The sequence below is a fragment of the Chitinophaga sp. Hz27 genome (genome assembly GCF_042263525.1).
Classification (GTDB): domain Bacteria; phylum Bacteroidota; class Bacteroidia; order Chitinophagales; family Chitinophagaceae; genus Chitinophaga.
Genome location: NZ_JBHKFJ010000009.1, coordinates 28,965 through 50,601, shown reverse-complemented (window position 1 = coordinate 50,601; position 21,637 = coordinate 28,965). Strand labels below are relative to the sequence as shown.

Annotated in this window: 20 protein-coding genes; 8 read left to right on the top strand and 12 right to left on the bottom strand. The window is 43.3% G+C overall.

All coding sequences use genetic code 11. The features are described 5' to 3' along the window. Positions 1-460: 460 nt before the first annotated feature. The gene (locus tag ACE38W_RS21345; protein ID WP_375834442.1) at positions 461-1,201 is read left to right on the top strand and encodes a DUF6348 family protein; all 741 of its coding nucleotides are present in this window, start codon (positions 461-463) and stop codon (positions 1,199-1,201) included. A 67-nt stretch (positions 1,202-1,268) separates the two neighbouring features. Here ACE38W_RS21345 and ACE38W_RS21340 read toward each other — a convergent pair whose 3' ends face one another. Continuing rightward, on the bottom strand, positions 1,269-1,700 hold the full coding sequence (locus ACE38W_RS21340; RefSeq protein ID WP_375834439.1) for an Hsp20/alpha crystallin family protein: 432 nt from the start codon (positions 1,698-1,700) through the stop codon (positions 1,269-1,271). 196 nt (positions 1,701-1,896) lie between these two features. Then, complete coding sequence (locus tag ACE38W_RS21335) at positions 1,897-2,619, bottom strand: protein phosphatase 2C domain-containing protein (protein WP_375834436.1); 723 nt, start codon at positions 2,617-2,619, stop codon at positions 1,897-1,899. A gap of 56 nt (positions 2,620-2,675) precedes the next feature. Here ACE38W_RS21335 and ACE38W_RS21330 point away from each other — a divergent pair, with 56 nt between their 5' ends. Next, complete coding sequence (locus ACE38W_RS21330; protein ID WP_375834434.1) at positions 2,676-3,254, top strand: GrpB family protein; 579 nt, start codon at positions 2,676-2,678, stop codon at positions 3,252-3,254. Between the two features lies 1 nt (position 3,255). Here the strand turns inward: ACE38W_RS21330 and ACE38W_RS21325 are convergent, their stop codons facing one another. The 6 genes from ACE38W_RS21325 to ACE38W_RS21300 all read right to left on the bottom strand — a co-directional run bounded on the left by ACE38W_RS21325 (position 3,256) and on the right by ACE38W_RS21300 (position 6,970). Further along, positions 3,256-3,843 carry a hypothetical protein gene (locus tag ACE38W_RS21325; RefSeq protein WP_375834432.1) on the bottom strand — a complete coding sequence of 196 codons (588 nt, stop codon included), beginning with the start codon at positions 3,841-3,843 and terminating at the stop codon, positions 3,256-3,258. A gap of 219 nt (positions 3,844-4,062) precedes the next feature. Next, positions 4,063-4,224: a putative quinol monooxygenase gene (locus ACE38W_RS21320; RefSeq protein ID WP_375834429.1), complete on the bottom strand. Its 162-nt coding sequence runs from the start codon at positions 4,222-4,224 to the stop codon at positions 4,063-4,065. 39 nt (positions 4,225-4,263) lie between these two features. After that, complete coding sequence (locus ACE38W_RS21315) at positions 4,264-4,884, bottom strand: NAD(P)H-dependent oxidoreductase (RefSeq protein WP_375834426.1); 621 nt, start codon at positions 4,882-4,884, stop codon at positions 4,264-4,266. A gap of 88 nt (positions 4,885-4,972) precedes the next feature. After that, complete coding sequence (locus tag ACE38W_RS21310) at positions 4,973-5,713, bottom strand: hypothetical protein (protein ID WP_375834424.1); 741 nt, start codon at positions 5,711-5,713, stop codon at positions 4,973-4,975. Between the two features lie 110 nt (positions 5,714-5,823). Further along, entirely contained in the window at positions 5,824-6,552 is a 729-nt protein-coding gene (locus ACE38W_RS21305) for a hypothetical protein (RefSeq protein ID WP_375834422.1), read from the bottom strand. Positions 6,553-6,664: 112 nt separating this feature from the next. Beyond that, positions 6,665-6,970: a DUF493 domain-containing protein gene (locus ACE38W_RS21300; RefSeq protein WP_375834419.1), complete on the bottom strand. Its 306-nt coding sequence runs from the start codon at positions 6,968-6,970 to the stop codon at positions 6,665-6,667. Positions 6,971-7,132: 162 nt separating this feature from the next. Here ACE38W_RS21300 and ppk2 point away from each other — a divergent pair, with 162 nt between their 5' ends. Next, entirely contained in the window at positions 7,133-7,879 is a 747-nt protein-coding gene (gene ppk2, locus ACE38W_RS21295) for a polyphosphate kinase 2 (protein ID WP_375834416.1), read from the top strand. Positions 7,880-7,884: 5 nt separating this feature from the next. Here the strand turns inward: ppk2 and mgtA are convergent, their stop codons facing one another. Both mgtA and ACE38W_RS21285 read right to left on the bottom strand, forming a co-directional pair. Further along, positions 7,885-10,461, bottom strand: a complete 2,577-nt coding sequence (gene mgtA / locus ACE38W_RS21290; protein WP_375834413.1) for a magnesium-translocating P-type ATPase — start codon at positions 10,459-10,461, stop codon at positions 7,885-7,887. Between the two features lie 95 nt (positions 10,462-10,556). Then, positions 10,557-11,663, bottom strand: coding sequence for an alkene reductase (locus ACE38W_RS21285; protein WP_375834410.1), 1,107 nt, complete (start codon positions 11,661-11,663; stop codon positions 10,557-10,559). An 87-nt stretch (positions 11,664-11,750) separates the two neighbouring features. On the opposite strand from ACE38W_RS21285, the gene ACE38W_RS21280 reads away from it, so the two are divergent. The 5 genes from ACE38W_RS21280 (at position 11,751) to ACE38W_RS21260 (ending at position 18,210) form a co-directional block, all read left to right on the top strand. Beyond that, the gene (locus tag ACE38W_RS21280) at positions 11,751-12,626 is read left to right on the top strand and encodes a helix-turn-helix domain-containing protein (RefSeq protein ID WP_375834408.1); all 876 of its coding nucleotides are present in this window, start codon (positions 11,751-11,753) and stop codon (positions 12,624-12,626) included. A 370-nt stretch (positions 12,627-12,996) separates the two neighbouring features. Then, the gene (locus ACE38W_RS21275; protein WP_375834405.1) at positions 12,997-13,533 is read left to right on the top strand and encodes a hypothetical protein; all 537 of its coding nucleotides are present in this window, start codon (positions 12,997-12,999) and stop codon (positions 13,531-13,533) included. Positions 13,534-13,632: 99 nt separating this feature from the next. Further along, a complete protein-coding gene (locus ACE38W_RS21270) occupies positions 13,633-16,371 on the top strand; it encodes a hypothetical protein (protein ID WP_375834402.1) in 2,739 nt (912 codons plus the stop codon). 182 nt (positions 16,372-16,553) lie between these two features. After that, a complete protein-coding gene (locus ACE38W_RS21265) occupies positions 16,554-17,273 on the top strand; it encodes a Crp/Fnr family transcriptional regulator (RefSeq protein ID WP_375834399.1) in 720 nt (239 codons plus the stop codon). A gap of 16 nt (positions 17,274-17,289) precedes the next feature. Then, on the top strand, positions 17,290-18,210 hold the full coding sequence (locus ACE38W_RS21260; RefSeq protein WP_375834397.1) for a hypothetical protein: 921 nt from the start codon (positions 17,290-17,292) through the stop codon (positions 18,208-18,210). 1 nt (position 18,211) lies between these two features. Here the strand turns inward: ACE38W_RS21260 and ACE38W_RS21255 are convergent, their stop codons facing one another. Both ACE38W_RS21255 and ACE38W_RS21250 read right to left on the bottom strand, forming a co-directional pair. After that, positions 18,212-18,994, bottom strand: coding sequence for an alpha/beta fold hydrolase (locus ACE38W_RS21255; protein WP_375834395.1), 783 nt, complete (start codon positions 18,992-18,994; stop codon positions 18,212-18,214). Between the two features lie 116 nt (positions 18,995-19,110). Then, positions 19,111-21,531 (bottom strand): ABC transporter permease, encoded by a 2,421-nt coding sequence (locus tag ACE38W_RS21250; RefSeq protein ID WP_375834392.1) that lies wholly within the window; start codon positions 21,529-21,531, stop codon positions 19,111-19,113. Between the last annotated feature and the right edge of the window lie 106 nt (positions 21,532-21,637).

The window sequence follows — 21,637 nt, the reverse complement described above, 5'->3', positions numbered from 1 at the left end:
CTATATCGTATTAAATATCAATTTTTTACAAATCATTTTAATAAATTAGTTATTAATTAATATATATGTTTAAAATATATCTTATTTCCAATTGCCTATATATCTTTGTTCCGGAATAGACGACAAGCCTTTTAAAATTATCGAGCAAACATCCTGTATTCAGCCTGTCGTCCTTCCACGGAAACTGCCAGGAAATATTTAGTCCTGGTAAACTATGCTTAACAACACGGGGAACATTGTTAAAATCTGTAGTAGCGTCGCTATTGTATAAAGTCCGCGCACAAATTGTTAAAAGCATTTGCTGGTGAAATCACCGGCGCGGGAATTTTATGTAGATAATCATCGCATATAAACGCTGTCCTTTATAGTTTAAACCAGAAATACGCTGCCGGTAGGCAGCGTTTTCTGCATATATCAGTAATTGCCTTATCTTCCCCTCCTACATAATCCAATTAATGATATGGGATTTTTTGATTTTCTAAAGAAGAAGGATGCGGCGCCGGAACCCGGGCCTGCACACGAAGTCACACCGGATGAATACCTGTACAGTAGCTTTAAAGAACAGTTATTATCCCAGCACTATCACACAGAAGAAGTAAATGCCAATGGTCAGCATGCACTCCTGGCAGACGGGCAGGTACTCCTGCTAGCACAGATTATTCCTACACCGGGGATGCACCCACAGTTGGTGCAGGTAATGTTTCAAGCCAGCCATGAACTCTTCCCGGAAGGTATTACCGAAATGGTGGCAGGCATCGGCGATACCGTGGCCACACGACTGGACTCTGCCATCCGCAATTACATGAGCACCACGCTCCCGCCAATCATGGATTCGCTTACTGATTCGCACTATCCGGAGCTCGACTTCACAGATCAAAATGATATTCACTGGCATCCCAAACCAGGCAACATCGGCTTCCAGGGCAGCTGGGACGATATGCCCGATGATAGCACGATGTTGCAGCTACTCACACCCGCATTAAGTGCCATCATCCCAAACCGCCAGTTCAATTGGATAAAGATTTATTTCTCGATGGATAAATCCGCCGAACTCAGTGCCAGTACCTGTTTGCTCAATAATGAAGAATGGCCGGAAGGTTTCGCCATCCTGAAAGATTTTGTGCTGCAATGGGCCGCCCCTGGCCACTTTAAAGGCATCAAACAATTCATAATGCTGCGCCGCTGCGACGGTACTCACTAAACTATAAATAAACAGGGACTTCACATTACGCGAAGTCCCTGTATCATTTTTCCTGCGAGATCAATGATTAGCTGATAGCAATTTGCTTAGAGGCTTTCACCTGCTCCTTGCTTTTAGGAATCGATAGTTTCAGCACGCCATCTGTATAAGTGGCCGTGATACTGTCATCCTTGGTATTTTCAGGTAGTCGGAATGAACGGGTAAATCCACTGTAGCTGTACTCACGACGACTATAGTGCTTCTTCTCGTCTTTGTCTTCCGACTCATGCTTGGTTTCTGCACTGATAGTAATCACATCATCATCTACATTTACTTTAAAATCCTCTTTCTTAAACCCTGGTGCAATAACGTCTACGGCATAATTTTTTTCGTCTTCACTGATATTTACCGCCGGCAGGTTTCTGGCGCCTCGCTCAGAGGGAATAAAACTCTCCCAGCTAAAGAAATCGCGCCATGGATCATAACTGAGTCCGCGATTTTTTTTCTCTAGAGCATTCATAAAAAACCATTTTTAGTTGAACGGATAATATGCATGAACATCCTCAGAAATATGGAAGTACAAACATTCTAACAATCCTTTCTAAAAAATGGTTAAAATAGATCGGTTAAATTAATGTGAGATTTATTTATCAGGAAAAAACAATATAAATGCTATTATACACACCTCAAATATACTATCCATAAATATCAGTATATCAAATCATTACACGAATAATAGCGATATCATCAGCGGGAAGTAATCCCCATTCCCTTTCCAGCTCTATTACTTTGCCCTGGAGCATATGGTCACTGCCAGCTCCTGAAGTATCCATTAATAAATACTGCATGGCATCACCGGCTTCTTCATATTTCTTGTTATCGTATTTACAAAAGGTAGTAACGCCATCCGTACAAATGGAAAAATCTCGTATACCCGTTAACGTTAGTACCTGCGTTTGCCTGGCAAACCATTCTTCAAATGCTATATCCAGATGATAACCCAGGTAGTCTGGCTTATTATCCTGATCATACTCATATACCTGGCCATCAGCCACGATCAGGCCATCCCCTATGCAGATAAAGGTTGCTGCCGATTTCCTTAGGTCCAAAACACAAAGTAATACCGTTGCCAGCATTTCTGCTGTTTTCAGCTGCAGGTGAGCTTTTGTTTGCTGCAAAGCAGCAAATAATTGTGCCATTACCTCCTTCAGGACTTGTGTGCTATCGGCATCGGCTGCATCTACCGTTTGTGCGGTAGCAGCGATAGCGCGCAAATGCTTGGCAATGATAGTCGAAATCATGTGACTGTCGGTGCCCATAGAGCAACCATCCATGACAGCAAATAAGTAATGAGAATGTCCAATGGGAGCGGTTATCAGGGCGTCTTCGCAGTAATTGGTGTGATACTGCCCGATTTTCTGGGTGGAGAAAAATTTCATATTTGACTGCAAGATACCAGCTTTGGCTGATATTTCAGATGCTGTACCTTTGCGAAATGCAACATAAAATCACGGTAGTACCCTACCAGCAAGAATGGCCCATACAATTTGAAGCATTAGCCGCTGTTTACAGAGCAGCGCTAGGATCTCATATTTCCAGCATTGAACATGTAGGGAGTACTGCTGTACCTGGCCTTCCAGCCAAACCCATACTGGATATAGATCTTGTGATTGACAGTGAGGAACAACTACCGTTTGTTACGGCAGTACTGGAAAAACTGGGGTATACGTTCCGTGGAGATTTAGGCATTAAGCAACGGTTTGCGTATGGGCGTCACCGTGACGACATTCCACAAACTCCTGATGGCCGCCACTGGCCAGTCCATCACCTATATTGTTGTGTAAAAGGCAGTCCAAGTTTACAGAACCACTTACTACTGCGCGACACACTACGCAACAATCAGGAGCTGCGAGCAACATATGCCGCTATTAAAGAACGTTTAGCCGCCACCGTGAATGACGACATTGATGCTTATGTTGAAGGTAAAAGTGATTTCATCGCGCAAGTATTGATGCTGGGCGGTTTCCACGATGAAGACATTAATGATATCAAGGAGCAGAACAGGAAAAAATAGCTTATTTTTTCCTGTTGATACGTGCCTGAATACTGGTGATCAGGTTAACGCTTTCGGCTAAACGCTGTGTTTTAGCGCTGCCATCAATCGCGATATCTTTCTGAGTTACTTCATAACCCGCCAAAAAAGCCTCCAAGTTGGATAAATACTGTGGCTGCTCGCTGGTAAGTATATTGTATATCTTATCGTTCAGCTTATCACCTTCTGCTCTAAGGTCATTATTGGTGAGATCTGTCACATCACGCATACGTCCCATCACATAAGTCATTTTTTTACGTAACGATTCCAGCGCCGCAGGATCCTGCTTACCAGTGGATTTGACATTATTTCTAAAGAGGCTGTCAGAAAGTTTTTTTCTGTCGTTGAGATATTCGGTCAACTCCTGTTTGAGGTAACCGAAGTTATCGTAGAGGTCACGGCTTTTATCGGAAGTATAGTATTTATCGAGGCCACTGTCCAGGTGTTTCACCCAGTTAAGGATATCCACCGTAATATCGGTAACCGGCGCTTTCCCGTTTTGGGCAAAGGTTACAGTCGTGGTAGCAAATAGCACAAAGAGGCAGCAGCTAATTCGTTTAATAAGGTTCATGGGCACATCGATATTTCTACGATATTACGAAAAAAACTTTTCGCTCTTATGGAACGAAAAGTTTTTGATTATAACAACCGGTAACTAACCGCTTTACAGCAGCTTTGTCAATAAGATTTCCGGAGTAGCGGCCAGTTTATCTGCTGCCAAAGCCCCAAATGCTTTGATATAAGGCTGTTCATTATGCAGTGCCAATCCTGCCTCATCTTTCCAGATCTCTTAAAAGGTAAACAGATTTTCATCCTGAATACCTTGGTGCAGATCATATTGCAGACAAGCTTCTTCCTTTCTTGTAGCTTCTACCATTACCTTTAACTGTGCCAGTACTTCTTCCCGGAATTCCGGCTTACTCTTAATTATCGCAGTGAGATATATTTTCATGTTTGTTGATTTGAGATTAAATATATGCAGATAATGCCCTTATACTGCAACCGAAGTCAGTACTTCTTTCGGTGCGAATACTTCTTGCAGGTGCTGGCGGTATAACGCCATATCTCTTGGTATATCTGCATTTTTCTCCACATCATGGAAATGGAAAGTTTTCAGCGGACTTAATCCAAGGAATGCGTTCATACGATGGAAACCAAATAAAACGCCGTCATCAACACTGCGTTCCTGGAAGAATTCTCCTGGTAAGGTGAACGCCGCTTTAGGCGCATTCCAGCTGCTGGTAAACATATAATGACGGCCCTTCAAGGTACCGCCCGTACCATAATTTATATCCGGATTCTTAGACGAGCGTCCATCACTTTTATATAACCCTTTATCATGACCTGCGGAAAACACCACATCAATATATTTTTTGAGGCCGTGCGGCAATGAAAACCACCACACCGGGAAATGATAGATGATAACATCTGCCCACAAATATTTCCTTACTTCTTCATCGGGATCATAGTCTGAGGAAACATCAGTCATTTTCACTTCATAACCAGGCTGATCCTGGAAAAAGGCGGCTGTTTCGCGGGAAACAGTATGGTTAAACTGGCCTCCTGAATGTCCGAAATGCTGACCACCGTTGATTATAAATATCTTTTTCACGAGTTCTCTTTTTGTTTTTGCTTCACAAAAGTACCACTCCTTTCAGTATCAGAAAAAGAATATAAATAATAGATAACTATCAGAATAATTATGGTTTTCTGGCAGGCTGGTCAAAATGCGTCTTATCCCACCAATTGGCGTAGTAATCACCCATTTCCTTTATATAACGTAGGAAATCGTAATCATTTTCAAAGCTGAGCAGCATGGCATAGGTAGGCCTGTACTCGCGCATAAAGCCGTCTAATGCAGGCGCTTGCATGCCGGTAATACGAGCTACCAATGGTTTATTCCAGCGATAATCCACATATTTTTCCTGCTCATCACGCAGCAGCAGCTTACGGAAGTTTTGCATACGCTTGATCTTGCCAATGCTGAAGAGCGCGTCCAGGTTTACACCTGCGCCTCCATTTCCACTGGTAAGCCATTCCGGATGGTAATCGAAGTATTTCTGGTATTCGCGCCTGTTTTCGATGGAATCGAACTTATATGTTTTGGGCCTGGTTATGATTTCAAACGTGGGCAGGGTTTGAATATCTACATGGAGCTTCATATCGAAGGCCCTGTAAGGGTTTATTTCATTTACGGCAAACTTCTGGGTAGCCTTTCCCTGGTAAGAGAAGCTCAGAGAGTCTGTAACAGGCAATTTAATCGTATAACGGCCGTTAGAATCGGTAACGGCGCCTACCCCTGAATTAGATCTTACACTAACTCCGGAAAGGCCTATACGTGCGGTACGTTCGTAAACAGTTCCGCTGATCTGCACCTGCTGGGCTCTGGCCGCCAGGCAGAAGAAAATGAAAAGTATTGCTATCGACGCCGTTCGTACCAAATTGTAATTTCGATTTTTGCTCAATCTAAGACAGCGCTCAAATATTGACAAGTATTGTCCTAAATATTAACAAATCATTGTATTTGAAGCATATACTATTAGGGAGATAATTATTGCTCACGTAGGTCCTGCAAATCATCTGCACTGAAATTATCCAACACCCGTATAGCATGGTCTTTGAGGGTATGCCATTCTGTTACCGGCTTATTTTTAGACTCCTCGAACATATTGCCCCCATGGGTATAGCTCCGTTTTCCTGTAGAAAAATTAATGCTGTTTTGCTCCATTTCACCACTGGCACGGCTATAAGACTCGGTATCCATCCCTATCAGCTCAAAATGCTGGTGCTGATAGCGAAAAACATAAGTACTGCTGCTGCTTTCGTAACTGCCACAACTCATGAAATAGTGAAAACTGATACTGAGCACTCCTTTCATAATAAGGGTATCTGCTCCCTCGCCTAACGGATCTTCCAGGCAAGGCGACTCTGCATCATTTTCAGAAGGGATCAGTTTTTTATTGACCACCGACAGCTGATAGCTACCACCAGGCTGCTGAAACAGGATGATCAACCAACGAGGATTCAGGTTAAGTGTATCAGCACCCAAATCAGGATTCTTATGAATATTTCTTTTGTCAGTATTCTCTATGATCATCGCTACATCTGCCAGCCCATCTTTATTCAAATCGCCGGCCGACTGCTGAATGATCTTCCACCCTGCAGGTACAAAAGCCTTAGGGCTGTTGCCTGTTGAAGGGATTGTCTGGGCATGTACTGAAACCGTCAACATCAGCCCTGTCAGTAATCCAATGATCTTCCTGGTAGTGGTTTTCATCATAGTAGGCTTAATTATCCTTAGTGCTAACCTTTACTTCCGCTTGCGGAGGGAAGGCCGGCTGTTATCACTTTTCAGCGTTCCGGATTATACCCTATCTCACCAGCTCATATTCCTATAACATAATCACAGATTCTACTTTCGAAGCTTCCTTGTAAAATGCAATTACCTCTTCTTCATCCTGCACATATGCATTAACAGTAAAGGATTTATATTTTCCTCCCGATGAATCAGTGGTAGTAATTGTGTTTTTCTTATTCGCAAAAATCGCCTTCAGTGCTGCTATCTTGTCTTCTTCTGCCTTCACGATAAACTTAAATACATAAGTAGTCGGAAAGGTTAGCGACTGTTGTAATAAACTGCGTAAATTCTGATATGGATCTTCGTTCAAATTGGCATTCAAATTTTCTTCTATAGACATATTTATATTTTTATTGTTGCTTAAATATCTCACTGCAAAATAACTAATTTCTCGCTAACAGAGGCACAGTCTACTTTATCAGCCTGATAGCACATGGCCGTGGCTGACATATTTCAGTACGCTTATTGCTGTTGATTTTATTGTATACAAAATCAACAGGCTATGAAAAAGGACAAAAAGCTTAATAAGCTATACATAGAGCTGGTCAAGCTTCAGAAAGAAATAATTTCATCTCAGCTAAAACTACTACTGATATTGGAAGGCAGGGATACTGCCGGTAAAGATGGAACTATCAAAGCGATCACTTTACATTTGAGTCCGCGGGAAACGAAGATAGTAGCACTGAGCAAACCTTCCGACCGACAAGCACATGAATGGTACTTTCAGCGATATACCATTCACCTACCTGCAGCAGGAGAGTTTACTCTATTCAATCGCAGTTGGTACAACCGCGCAGGCGTGGAACACGTCATGGGATTTTGTACAGAAAAGGAATATATCTCCTTTTTTACAGAAGTAGCATTATTTGAGAAAATGCTAACAGATGCTGGTATTATTATACTCAAATATTATTTAGATATCAGTAAAAAAGAACAGAAGAGCAGATTGGAAGACAGAAAAGAGAATCCATTAAAACAATGGAAGGTAAGCCCTATCGATGAAGTAGCACTAAAACGCTGGAATGCTTACTCCGAGGCCCGCGACCGTATGTTATTGGAAACAAATTTCAAACATGCGCCCTGGTTTGTCGTAAATGCAGATGATAAAGATGCAGCCCATAAAGCAATCATCAGTCATCTGCTCCAACAAATAGATTATACGGGAAAAGACAAGAAATTATTAGCAACCCATAATGATATCGTATTCCCAGTTTCGACAAATATCATCCAGAAAAGGCTTTACAGGTAAGTATGTTATTGAATTTTATACCTTCGTTGCAGCCAGTTTTTTACCAGCTGTGTTAAGATAACGTATGCAACAAGAATCAATGCCAGCCACCCCCAGAAACTTCCTGGCACCGGCACAAAACCAAGTGTAGGCGCTAATGGCGATATTGTTAGCCAGGTCCCTGCAATCACGATCAGGATAGAAGTAAACATCAACGGCCAGCTGGCCATACTTTCGATGAATGGTATTTTGTTAGTACGGATTACATGAATAATGAGTGTTTGTGAAAACAATGATTCTATAAACCAGCCTGTATGAAATAGCGCGGGGTTATTACGTGCATCATAAAAATGCCAGAGGATAAAAAAAGTTACATAATCAAATATTGAACTCACGGGCCCAATCACCAGGATATACCTGCGAATATCTGCAACTGTCCACTTACGCGGTTTTACCAGCCATTCAGGATCTACATTATCAGTAGGAATAGCGGTTTGGGAGAAATCATACAATAAGTTATTGGTCAGCACCTGGATAGGCAACATCGGGAGATATGGCAGGAATGCACTGGCACCCACAACAGAAAACATATTGCCGAAGTTAGAGCTGGCAGCCATCCGAATATATTTGATGATGTTCCCAAAGATGCAGCGTCCTTCTTCAACGCCTTGCGCCAGCACTTCCAGACTATTTTCCAACAATATGATATCTGAGGATTCTTTAGCAATATCAACTGCACTGTTTACGGAGATACCAACGTCTGCTACCTTTAGGGCGGGTGCATCGTTGATACCATCTCCCATAAAACCTGTAACATGGCCATGATGCTGGAAAGCCTTGATGATCCTTTGTTTGTGCACTGGTGCAAGGCGGGCAAAGAAATGATAATTCATGACAGCATCTGCGAGTGCTGCATCATCCATCTTTTCAATTTGTGGACCTAATAGATATTTGTCGGCCTGCAAGCCTACTTTTCTGCAAATACAAGCCGTGATAGTTTCATTATCTCCCGTTAAAATTTTAATGTCAACACTTAATGACGCCAGTTTAGCCAGGGCTTTGCCTGCAGATGATTTCGGTGGATCCAGGAAAGAAAGAAAACCTACCAGCACCATCTCTTTCTCATCTTCGACCGTATAGCCTGTTGTCTTGGCCACCATGGATTTATAGGCTAATGCCACTACGCGAAATCCCTGTACATTCAGATCGGTGACTATTTTAAGGCTATGCTGCCGGCGATCATCCGTCAATGGAATCACCTTCCCGTTTATTTCTTCATGCGTGCATAAGTCAACCATGCCTTCCACGGCGCCTTTGCAAATAAGTATATGCGTCCCCGTTTTATCTTCTACGATCACGGACATACGTTTTCTGACAAAGTCGAAAGGTATTTCATCATTCTTCGTGTATTGGGAGCAGATCTTTGATAGCGTGGCCTGGGACTCGTGGTCTAGTATGGCCTCATCCATCATGTTTTTCAGACCGGTATGGTAAAAGCTATTGAGATAAGCATATTCCAGTACTTTGCTGCTGGCATCGCCGTCCGGGTCCAGGTATTGTTCCAATACTATTCTTCCTTCCGTTAGTGTACCTGTTTTATCTGTACAGAGGATATCCATGGCACCGAAATTCTGGATGGCGTTCAATCGTTTTACGATTACTTTTTTGCGGGACATTACGATAGCCCCTTTGGAGAGGTTGACAGTGACTATCATGGGCAGCATTTCGGGGGTGAGCCCGACAGCTACCGCCAATGCAAACAGGAAAGCCTCCAGCCAGTTATGACGACTGAATCCATTAATAAAAAATACCGCAGGCACCATGACCACGATAAACTTTATCATCAGCCAGGTGAAACCATTGATGCCTTTATCAAAGCTGGTAGATACCTGTTGTCCGGTAATATGTGCAGCCAGTGATCCAAAGCTGGTGCGGTCGCCGGTGTTGATGACCATAGCAGTGGCAGTACCACTTTCCACACTGGACCCCAGAAAACATAGATTAGGGTTATCGGTAGGATTTTCGGTATTGCCAGTAATTGTGATGACTGTTTTTTCTACCGGCATGGATTCACCGGTGAGCGCGGCCTGGTTGAGAAAGAGATCTTTTGCGGATAGCAGTCTGACATCCGCAGGCACCATATCACCAGCGCTGAGTCGTATTTCATCGCCAGGAACCAGGAATTTAAGCGGTATCTCTATGTCTTTTCCATCGCGGCAAACCGTGGCATGGGTGCTCACCATGGCCTTTAGTTTTTCTGCGGCTTTATCTGCACGCATTTCCTGCACATAACGTAATACAATCCCTAATATCACCATGAAAAAAATCACGATCGCTGCACGAAGATCACCGGTGAGCAAGGAAATGACACCAAGAATGCTAAGCAGGATGACCAGGGGATTTTTCAGGTTTCGCCAAAGCCGTAAAAATGGGGATATAGGTTTTTCTTTTGCGACTTCATTAAAACCGTATTGGTCGAGTCTTTGCGCGGCCTCCTCGCTGGAAAGGCCGCCTTCCCGGTAACCTGTACGCTGTTTCATCTCTTCCAGGGGAAGTCCTGGTGCGATGCCTGCATGCTTACTTTCAGGATGCGGTGTTTGCATACAGAGAAGTTACGAAAATTTTGTTGTATGTCCAGCTGTTTCAAACATGGCAGCCGCCTATGGTCTCTGCAGTACAGTATCCATAGGCGATTATGCTATACCGTTAGTACCCCTTGCGGATGCACTGGATAATCTATTAATCCTTTTTTACCTCCATGGTAAAAGGTTTCCGAATCTGGAACGGCCAGCGGTAAATCCAGACGGATACGTTCTGGCAAGTCGGGATTGGCAATGAATGGGCGGCCAAAGGCGATCATATCTGCCAGATTTTCTTCCAGCGCAGCAGTGGCCATTGCAGGGGTAAAGCCTCCCGCCAAGATCATCAGCTGCTGAAAACGTTCCCTGAATTGTTTGATAAATGCCACAGGAATAGCACGTTGTCCATCAGAAGGCTGGTCGGAGAAGTGTACATATAAGATGCCGAGCTTATTTAGTTCTTCGGCCAGATAGAGATGCGTGGCTGCTTCTTCCGGGAAGGCCGCCATATCATATAAGCGGGAGAAAGGAGATAGCCGGATGCCCGTATATTCTTTACCAATAGCCTTTACCACTTCAGACACTACTTCCAGGAGAAAGCGCGATCTGTTTATCATATTACCACCATATTCGTCGTTGCGCTTGTTGGTATGAGGACTCAGAAACTGGTCGAGGAGGAATCCATGCGCGCCATGTATTTCTACGCCATCAAAACCTGCGGCCATAGCGGCTTTAGCGGCAGTCACAAAATATTGTATACGGGTTTTTACTGCGTGGACAGTTGTTAATTCTTCCGGAATGGGATATGGCGCCTGAATTCCTCCTGGTATGGACAGTACACCGCTGGCAGCTATGGGAGATGGTGCTACTGGAAATGCTTTCCCTTGGTGGTTTTCTGGATGTCCTATCCTTCCGGTGTGAACTAACTGCAGAAAAATTTTAGCCCCGCTGTCATGAACAGCTTTGGCAACAGCAGCCCAAGCTTCGTATTGATCGTTGTTGTAAAATCCGGGGATTTGCATGTACCCTACCCCTTCGGCTGCTACGGCTACATTTTCAGCGATGATAAGTCCGGCCCCACTGCGCTGTACGTAGTAATCCTGCACATAAGGCTCAGGGATATTATTAATGGTACGTCTGCGGCTCATGGGCGCCATCACAATTCTGTTCTTCAAATCCAGGTGGTATGCGGAGAATGGCGCCAGTAATCTGTTGTTGTTTTTCATGTTCTTATCATTTATGTGTCAAAATTACCCTATGCGGGTACGGTAAACCAGTGACAAAGAAAGGTTTGTTTTGTACATTTACAGGTTATGAATACTGCCTTACATAGTCCGTTTGAAGTAAATATTACTGACCTGGAACATTGGAGTGAACGCCCATTGGTACATCATTTCTTTGAAATTGTGCAGGTTTTGGAAGGTGCGGGTACGCGTGAACTGAACAGAAACAGGATTCCCTACCAGGAGGGACATATCTTTTTATATACACCATTGGACTGCCGCGGGTTCCATAGTGATGTTCCTACAAAGATCTGTTCTATACGTTTCTCAGAGGTTTTTCTTGGGCAACAAAGATCTGCTGCTGAGAAAGAACGAATTTTCCAGTGGCTGAAACAGTTGGAGCATATCTTTTATTATCATAACAGATTTGAAGAGGTGATGATCACCCACAAGGGTGATTGCAAGATGATAAAATCGCTGATTGGAAATTTGCTGGAAGAATATAATCGGCGGGATGCCTTTTATGAAGAGAACAGCCAATACCTGGTAACGCTTATCCTTAATATTATTACACGTAATGTAGCAGCAACTGCCGAGCAATTGTTGCCGCAGGCATCTACGGCGCGGGAGCCACTTATCAGCAGCATGTTGCAACATATACGCCAGCATATACAGGATCCGGAGCAGCTGCGTATCGATCATCTGGCAGGTGTATTTAATTTATCATCTAATTATGTAAGTGAATATTTCCGGAAGTTTACTGGCGAGAGCGTACAACAATATATCACACAATATAAGATAAAGATGGTTGGGCAGCGACTTACACACAGTAAGTTAACGTTGTCGCAGATAGCAGATGAATTAGGATTTACAGATGAGAGTCATCTGAGCAGGCAGTTCAGAAAGTACCAGGGAGTGAGTCCTGCTGCATTCAGAAAGGCCACAGCCAAGCATCCTGTCGCATAACTAACTACTAAGTATGTACGAAAACTCCCGGCTTCCAAAAGAATGCCGGGAGTTTTTTTTGTTAGGAAACCATACGGAATATACGTTTTTAGCATAAGTACTTATACGTATGCGTACCCGTTATTTCACCCTTTTTATTAAAAACCCTGCGGGTGTTTTTCACGCACTCTACCGCAATATTAGCCACCACACTGCATTCCACAAAACATAGCAAGAGCAACTGGAAAAAATTTTAACAAAATTTTCAAATGGTGATCATCGTCACCATACAGAAAATTCATTAGGTCTAATATTGTGCTTGTAAACCGCGTGAAATTGCGTTTTATCAATTTCGCCTTAGTTTTTTACCACTGATTTAAAACCCAAAAAAATGAAAAAATTGCTCTTATCGGCTGCATTAGCCATGGCTTCCATGGGTGTATTTGCCCAGGCATCAGATCAATCTGCTGTACACGTAGAATTACTGCTGGCTAACGTTATTGAGATTAACCCTCCAGTGGAAATCATGGGTGCTGCTTTCCTGAGTGGTCACGACTACAACACTGGTGAAGATCTGCGTGACATTCACGGCCACACCACTTCCGACTTCACTGTTAGCTCTAACAAAAACTTTAACGTAACTATCAATTCGGCTTCTCCTAACTTTTCCTATTTAGGCCCAGCAACAAGTGGTAACGTTATGCCTTGCGGTACACTGAAATACAACCTGGCATTTAACGGTACTGGTGGTACTGACGCAACTCCATTCTTCTGGAACGCGCTGACTACTGCTCCTGCTCCTTTGATCAACAATGGTACTTCTGGTGCTTTCAGACCATTTGGCCTGAAATTCAGATCAGAACCAGGTTGGAGCTATGCTGGTGGTCTCTACAGAATCAATGTTCTTGTGACAGCGACTCAGTTATAATTCAGTCTTTTCTTTTACAGATAAGCCTTTTCCGGGAAAAGGCTTATCTGTGCTTTAAGGTATTCAATTGTATTCGTGTTACCCCTCAGTTGATATTCCATGAAATATCATCTAACCCATCTACCCCGCTTTGTGATGTTGCTTGGCTTCATCCTCGTCTGTGCTCCATTATTTGCACAGGACAAACTCCCCTTTGCAGTTACCCTGAAAGACTCCTTATTCGCCGGCAAATCCGATCAGTTTTTATATAATAATATCCGCCTGACAAACCTGGAAGGTTTGGCTACAGACTTTAGCATCCGTATATCCGCACCTGAGGGCTGGCGTTTACTTGCCCCCGGAAAGGATATCAAGAAGCATGTAGATTCGCTGGGCGCTACTGTTGTAACCATCGTAATGATGAAACAACAGACCTCTCCTGCTATATGGCTACCCGTAAAGGTTAGCATTGGCAGTCAGAATAAATATAAGGAGTATGTCTTTTATGTAAAAGCTGATCCGATTAATGATTTTAGTGTAACCTCTCTCACCAGTGTTGTGCAATTACAAGGAACAGAAAGGCTGGTGAAGATCAACACCAAAGTCCGTAATAACGGTACTGTAGACGGGAAATATATTACCACTTATAAAAGTAATGAACTGGACTTGCGTCAGTCAGTGCCTTTCCGGCTGCATCCCGGCATGGATACCGTTATTTCGCATACCGTCGTATTGACAGATGCACAGTGGAACCGACTTACCTCAGAACGGATAGACATTACCGTAGCTGATACCACCGGCACCAGTTACATGGACCTGGTAGAAGTCAGGAAGCTGCAACATGAACTCAAAGACCATCCCAGCAAGTTCAATACGTTTCCTCTGATTATTGATGGTGGATTTACCCAGTGGGGCAACCAGAGTACTTATTATGCTGGTGTTCGGGGAGATGTCACCTTTGATAACAGTAAGCTGATGTTTTTCTATAGGACCAAGCAATACGGCTTGGGTAATAACCTGGAAAGAAACGTATTTGGGGTGGATTACATGACTCATCGCTGGGACTTGTACGCCGGGCATATGGGAGATTATAAATACTTCTATACCTACGGAACCGGCGGTCGGGTGAGTTTTAAGCCGGATTCGGGTGTAGTATTTAGTGTGAGTGGTTCATTGCATAACAACATACCTGGATATACGAACGACAATGCCACTGCCAGCGCGCAGTTCCTGGCAGGGAAAGTACAGATCCTGAGTGCTGTTTCGGCCAACCACGATACAGGTTATAATATGAATAGCTTCGTTTTTGCCAATGAGGCGCAGGTGATTCGGAAAAACAACCTAAAGTTATTGCTGAACGCGGGTATCGGTCATGACTATATTTTAAAAGGCCCTGGAGAACGGGATATGGGATATGCTGGTGGTTACAGCTTCCAGTATAATGGCCCGAGAGTGAGTATATATAGCCAGATGCAATACAATTCAGACGACTATCCAGGCATTATGAGAGGTTTGAGGATACAGTCGCATACCTTCACGGTGAAGGCGGGCAGCGGGAATATAGGTGCTTTCTACCAATATAACCGTAACCCGGTGACTACGCTCCGGGATACAGTTTATAATACTGACTTCCTAACGTACAATTATGAAAAGTATGGCCTGGTATATAACCTTAGTTTGCATAATGGCAGCGTGTCGCTGAGTGGTGGCGGCTTGCAGCAAACAGGGATCGGGGGCAACACCCTGCCGGAATATATCTTCGGCGAAGTTGTTTACCAGCAAAGGTTTGGAACAGATGGCGGTATTTATTTCAGTAGTGAAAACGGCTATAATCCATCCTACGGTAACAACAACAAACCCATCTTCCTGACTACGACTATCCTGACGGCCAGCTACCGCTGGATGGGTATCAAGGGATATTATCAGCAACAACCACAGTTTGACAGAACTGATACGAAAGAATTTCTCAATTACCAGCAAACCGTATTAGCAGGTCCTTTCGTAAATCTAATTGTACTAAAAAGAATAAGAGCAAACTTATTCTACAATATCTCAAAATCACTATATGATAACTCGATATATAACCTTGTGGGTGGTATGTTGTCCTACAATAACAGGAATAATGGTTTTAGCATTACAGCCAATGCCACTATTCCGTTGGAAAGCGCCCCCAGTCAGGCTCCTAATGGCATAAACCAAAAATATTTCAATGTGATTCTCAGCAAAAAATTCAATGTACCGATATTCACTAACCAAAAATATTTCACACTAAACCTTTTACCATTTTTTGATGTTAACGGTAATGGCATCAAAGATCCTGGTGAACGTTTAATCCCCAATCTGGAAATAATCATCAACAATATTCCGTTTATATCCGATGCAAATGGTCTGATTGCTTACAAACACATTGATCCGGGCACTTACAGGCTGGATTTTAGTCAAACCAAAACAATTAAGGGAATTATTCCTGCGACAGGATTATATCAGACAATCCCAGTTAGCAAAGACATAACAATTGCACTGCCTTTTAAGAAAAGTAGTGTGATATCTGGTGTATTATCCATTAAAACGGATGCCATCAGTAGTTCCAGGTTACATCCTGAAAACATCAAAGTATCTGCCACCGATGTCGAGGGCGTCACGTATAGTACGCTGACTGATATTAAGGGTAATTACTTTTTGAATGTTCCGGCAGGAAAGTATACCGTATCTCTCAATCCAGAAGCCTTTACAGATAAGGTAAAGCCAAAGGTAATGTCATATCAGACAGATCTGACAAAGAATATGGAGAGTAAGATAGATTTTGAGATCATTGACAAGAGTAGAGAAATAAAATTTTTCACCCCAAATCCAAAATAAACGTAAACCAATTCCTGATGTATTTACCAAACTATTCACTTACAGCCTTAATGAGAACTAAATAAGTTGCTGATCCTAACCCCAATTTGACATTCTATTTTTATCCTAAAATTTGGACCATATCCCCACAGCTATTGGATTGCCTTTTCAGCAATGTATCCACTTGTGTTTAACTATTTCAAATGATGAAAAAGGTAATGATTACTGAAGACATGGATTCAGAAAATACCCACATTAATCCGTTATCTACTATTGATGAGTTCATAAAAATGCAGATTGAAGATGGTAATCTGCTGCACGCAAAGAAAAAACGGATCATTTACAGCGAAGGTAAATCCGCTACAGCCATATTTTACATCTTGCATGGTAAAGTAAAAACCAGCAAATGGAATGAAGATGGCAAAGAACTGATTACCGGGTTGTATAAAGAAGGCGATTTTTTTGGATTCCACGCCCTTATGGAGGGCGGCCGCTATCGCGAAACTGCTGAAGTGATTGAAGAAGCAGACCTGGTAGCTATTACAAGGGATGATTTGAGCATGCTTTGTCAGCATAACACTACTTTTTTACTGGACATTATCCAGATATTGACCAGCAACATTGCAGACAAGCAAGAGCAAATGCTACGAATGGCATATAGTTCCCTCCGAAAGAAAGTAGGTGAAGCCTTACTGCTTACCTACCATAAATACAATCCTACCCGAACGATTGAGTTCAGTCTGAACATCAGTCGTTGTAACCTGGCCGCACTTGCTGGTGTGGCAAAGGAATCACTGATTCGCACACTCAGTGATCTCCGGGATGAACGTATCATCAATATCCAGGATGGAAAAATAATTATTCTCGATCACCACAAACTAGAGCGCATCATTTATAGTGATGATATCCGTTCTCAGGAATAAAAAATTGTAACCCCTTATGAAAAAAATACTCACCCTGCTGTTGGCAGTGTATACCACTGCGGCATATGCGCAGGTTCCTGCTCCGGCTACCCCAACAAAACCAGCAACAACAGCGCCCGCGACATCTGGCAGTACTACGCTACCAGCACCTCCCGGGTTAGCGCCAAAGCCTATTGGGGACAGCACCAAATCCGCTCCCGGATTGATTATCAGGCCTGCTACCATCGACTTCAAACTAAGTAATGGCCAATCGTCTGTAGGAAAGGTACTGATCACCAATACACTCCCCATTACAAAACAGTTTACAGTATATGTAAATGATTTTATCCGAGATTCTACCGGCACGCATGTTTACACCATGCCAGGCAGCCAGCCGCATAGTTGTGCCAACTGGATTAAGCTGGACAAAACATACTTTGAAGCAGCACCGGGTCAGGTTTCAGAATTAGATTTTCATTTACAGGTACCTGAAGGCGGTGATGCAGATAAAGAAATGAAATGGGCCATGATATTCCTGGAAACAACCCAGGAACAGGTGGTAGAAAGTCCGGATGGTGTGAAAACGACCATCAACGGCAGAATGCGTGTAGGCGTACACGTATACCAAACGCCTCCCAACATTACAGAGCGAGACGTACAAATAATAGGTTTCCGTGCGCCAGTACCTACAGATACTTTACGCACCTGCCAGATCGTTTGTGAAAATACCGGCAGAACACAAATAGAAATCACCAGTTATATTGAACTAGCCAATACAGCCACCAATGAGAAGACGAAAGTTGATTTCCCGTTATTCCCTATGTTTCCGGGGCAGAAACGCGTCGTGTATTTCCAGATACCGAGTAAACTGCCTCAAGGCAAATATTCACTGATTGGTGTAGTAGATGCCGGTGGCAACGTACCTATTGCAGCCGTACAGGAAGATATAAGTCTCTAGGTTATTCTTTCTCTAAGAAATCCAGGAGAATAGGGACGATGTGCGCTGCAAGTTTATTTTCAGGGTTCCGGTAATATATTTCAGCGATATAATCACCATGACCGCCAGGTGCAATAAGCAGCTCCGAACCATTAATGGCACGCGACAATCGGATGGCATGTTCAGGAAGAACAACATCCGTTGCGCCATTGACAACAAAGGTGGGAGCTTTAATGGAGGCGATCAGTTCATCAGGAATATCCTTGAAACCTTTCATCCTGGCAACATCTCTGTTGAACATGGCTTGCAGCCCTGATTGGTTGGGGTTTGCCTCCAGGTAAGCCTCTACCAGCAGTGTTGGCATATGCGACAATTCTGCGCCTTCAAAACCATCAAAGAAACCTGGCATCATACCATCACGGCGATATAGTGCCGAAGCGGCTATGAGGCGGATTATCCGTTCAGGATGACGAATAGCAAATTGCAATGCAGTAGTACCTCCATTGCTGAAGCCCATGATATGGGCTTTTTCTATTTTCAGGTAAGCTAATAACGCAGCTACATCGTCCGCATCCTGTTCAAAAGTGAGTTCCGTATTTCTGTCGGAGGTATGACCATGGGCCTGGAGTTCTACTGCTATCACCTGATGGTGTGCAGCGAACAATGATATTACCTGACCATAGGTACTTTGAATGGTAGATCCGCCGCCATGCAGTAATACCAGGGGTGTTCCTTTTCCATGTAATTCGTAGTACAGTTGCAATCCATTAATGGGTGCATACAAACCTGGATGCTGTTGACTCATAGGAAATCTTTTTAAAAAAGTTATTTGTAAGATATCCAAATTTATGAAGTGATATATCATCGCTTCATAATAATAACAACAGCACCAGGAAGCATGCTATGGCGGAAGAAAGGCTATCAGGATTTCAGACTTTTGACCGGATTGGCCAAAGCGGCCCGGATGGCCTGGTAACTAACGGTACAAAGTGCTATTAATACGGAGAGTACGGCAGTACCAACAAAAACCTGCCAGCCGATATCGGTGCGATAAGCAAAATCCTGTAACCAGCGATGCATAGCCCACCATCCTACTGGGAAAGCGATCAGTAAGGCTATCATCACCAGTTTCATAAAGTCTTTAGATAAAAGATGTACGATATTGGTAACAGTAGCTCCTAATACCTTACGGATACCGATTTCGCGGGTACGCTGCTCTGCGGCATAAGCGGCCAGGCCAAATAATCCCAGACAGGCAATGAATACTGCCAGTACAGAAAAAGTTAAGGAGATCGCCCCCATTCTGTTTTCGGCCTGGTAAATCTTATTAAAATCATCATCCATAAAGCTGTATGTAAATGGTTGTCCAGGCATAAATGACTGCCATTTCTTTTCTACTGCGGATAATAATTTCGGAATATCGTTGCTGTGTATACGTAGTGCCAGGCTGCCTCTGTCTTCCTGAAGAAAAAGCGCTACTGGTGTAACTTCCTGGCGAAGCGAGTTAAAATTAAAGTCCTTCACTATCCCAATGATATGATAACCAGCCAGGTTAGTATTTTGCATGCCTTCGAGTCCATATATCTGTGTATTGATAGGGTCTTTCAGGCCCAGGAGTCGTGCTGCAGCTTCATTGATGATTACAGCGGTAGAATCAGTGGCGAAGTCTTTGGAGAAATTGCGCCCAGATTTCATCTGCATACCTAACACTGGAATATATTGGTCGTCCACAAACCAGTTCTGCATGGAAACAGCTGTTTTCGGGTCTTTGGCGGCACTAAGAAACATAGGACCATCATTCCTGTTGGAAGAAGTAGGCAGATACCCGGTTAATGTAGTACCGGTAACGCCTTCGATATCGTTCATTTCCTCACGAATCGCCTTTACCTGACTGCGCAGCGCAGAAGTATTATGAACCACCATTACCTGGTCACGATTAAATCCTAGTTGTTTGTTGCGGATATAATTTAGCTGGCCATAGATAACGATGGTGCCGATGATGAGAAATATAGAGATGGCAAATTGTCCCACTACCAATACATTTCTGAAAGCACCTTTCTTAAAACCTGCCGCCAGCGTACCTTTCAATACAGATACCGGCCGAAAGCCCGACAAGAAGAAAGCAGGGTAACTTCCGGCGAGGATGCCTACGAACAGCACCAATGCTACGAGGAGTATACCAATTTGTGGAGTGGCGAGCAGTCCGATATTCATTTCTTTTCCTGCCAGCTGATTGAAGAAAGGCATTGCTACTGCTGCTGCACATAAGGCCAGTAACATGGCAATGGTGCTGATCAGCATTGACTCCGTAATAAACTGCGCAATGAGTTGAGAACGTTGTGAGCCCATCGCTTTTCGTACGCCTACTTCTTTGGCCCTATTGGCACTACGTGCAGTGGAAAGGTTCATGAAGTTGACGCAGGCGATCAGCAAAATAAATAAAGCGATAGCGGAGAATATATATACGTATTGTATGGAACTGTTAGGACCAAGTTCAAATCCTTTATTACTATGAAGATGAATTCTTGTCAATGGCATCAACTCATAACGGATATAGTTACCGTTTTTCCTAAGTTCATCCATGGAGGCATTGAGGATAGTACTCACCTGAACACTGGCGTATTTCTCGGCCATGGCGCTAAGTTTGGCCTGGAAGGTAGCTACGTTTGCACCATCGTGGAGGCGTGCATAGGTGCTGAAATTATTACTCAGCCAGTTATCATCTTTTGCTTCCCTGATACCGGCCAGGGTGACAAAGAAATCGAACTGTAGTTGGGATTGAGCAGGAATAGGTTTTAATACGCCAGTAATACGGAAAGGTATGGAATCATTGATGATCATGGTTTTTCCGACTACGTCCGTTGTACCAAAGTATTTTCGTGCAGTCTTTTCCGTTATCACCATTGTTTTAGGCTCTTTCAACGCGGTGGCGCTGTCGCCCTGGAGTAATGGCAACGTGAATACATTAAACACGTTATTATCCGTGTAGACCACCCTATCCTCATGAATGTTCTGTAATCCTTTTTTTACCAGGAAGCCATCATAACTACGAAAACGTGTGGCATCAACCACTTCAGGAATTTCAGTTTTAATGGCGGCGGCCATTGGCGCTGGCGCTGTAGCTATGATATAGTGTGTGCCACCGAAGTTGATGTCGCCATCGATGCGGTAAATATTATCAGCGTGTTTATTGTACTTGTCGTAACTCAGTTCATCCAGTACATAAACGATTATGAGCAAGCTGGTAGCCAGGCCTATGGCCAGGCCGAAGATGTTTATTGCGGAGAATTCTTTATTCTTCCATAAGTTTCGGATCGCCACCCGGAAATAGTTCCTAAACATATTCAATGCATTTACCTTGTTATAAAGATAACTTCAGTAACCAAATTGAACACCAATAAATATACAATTAATAATCAATAAATTACATATTATATATTTAAAATCC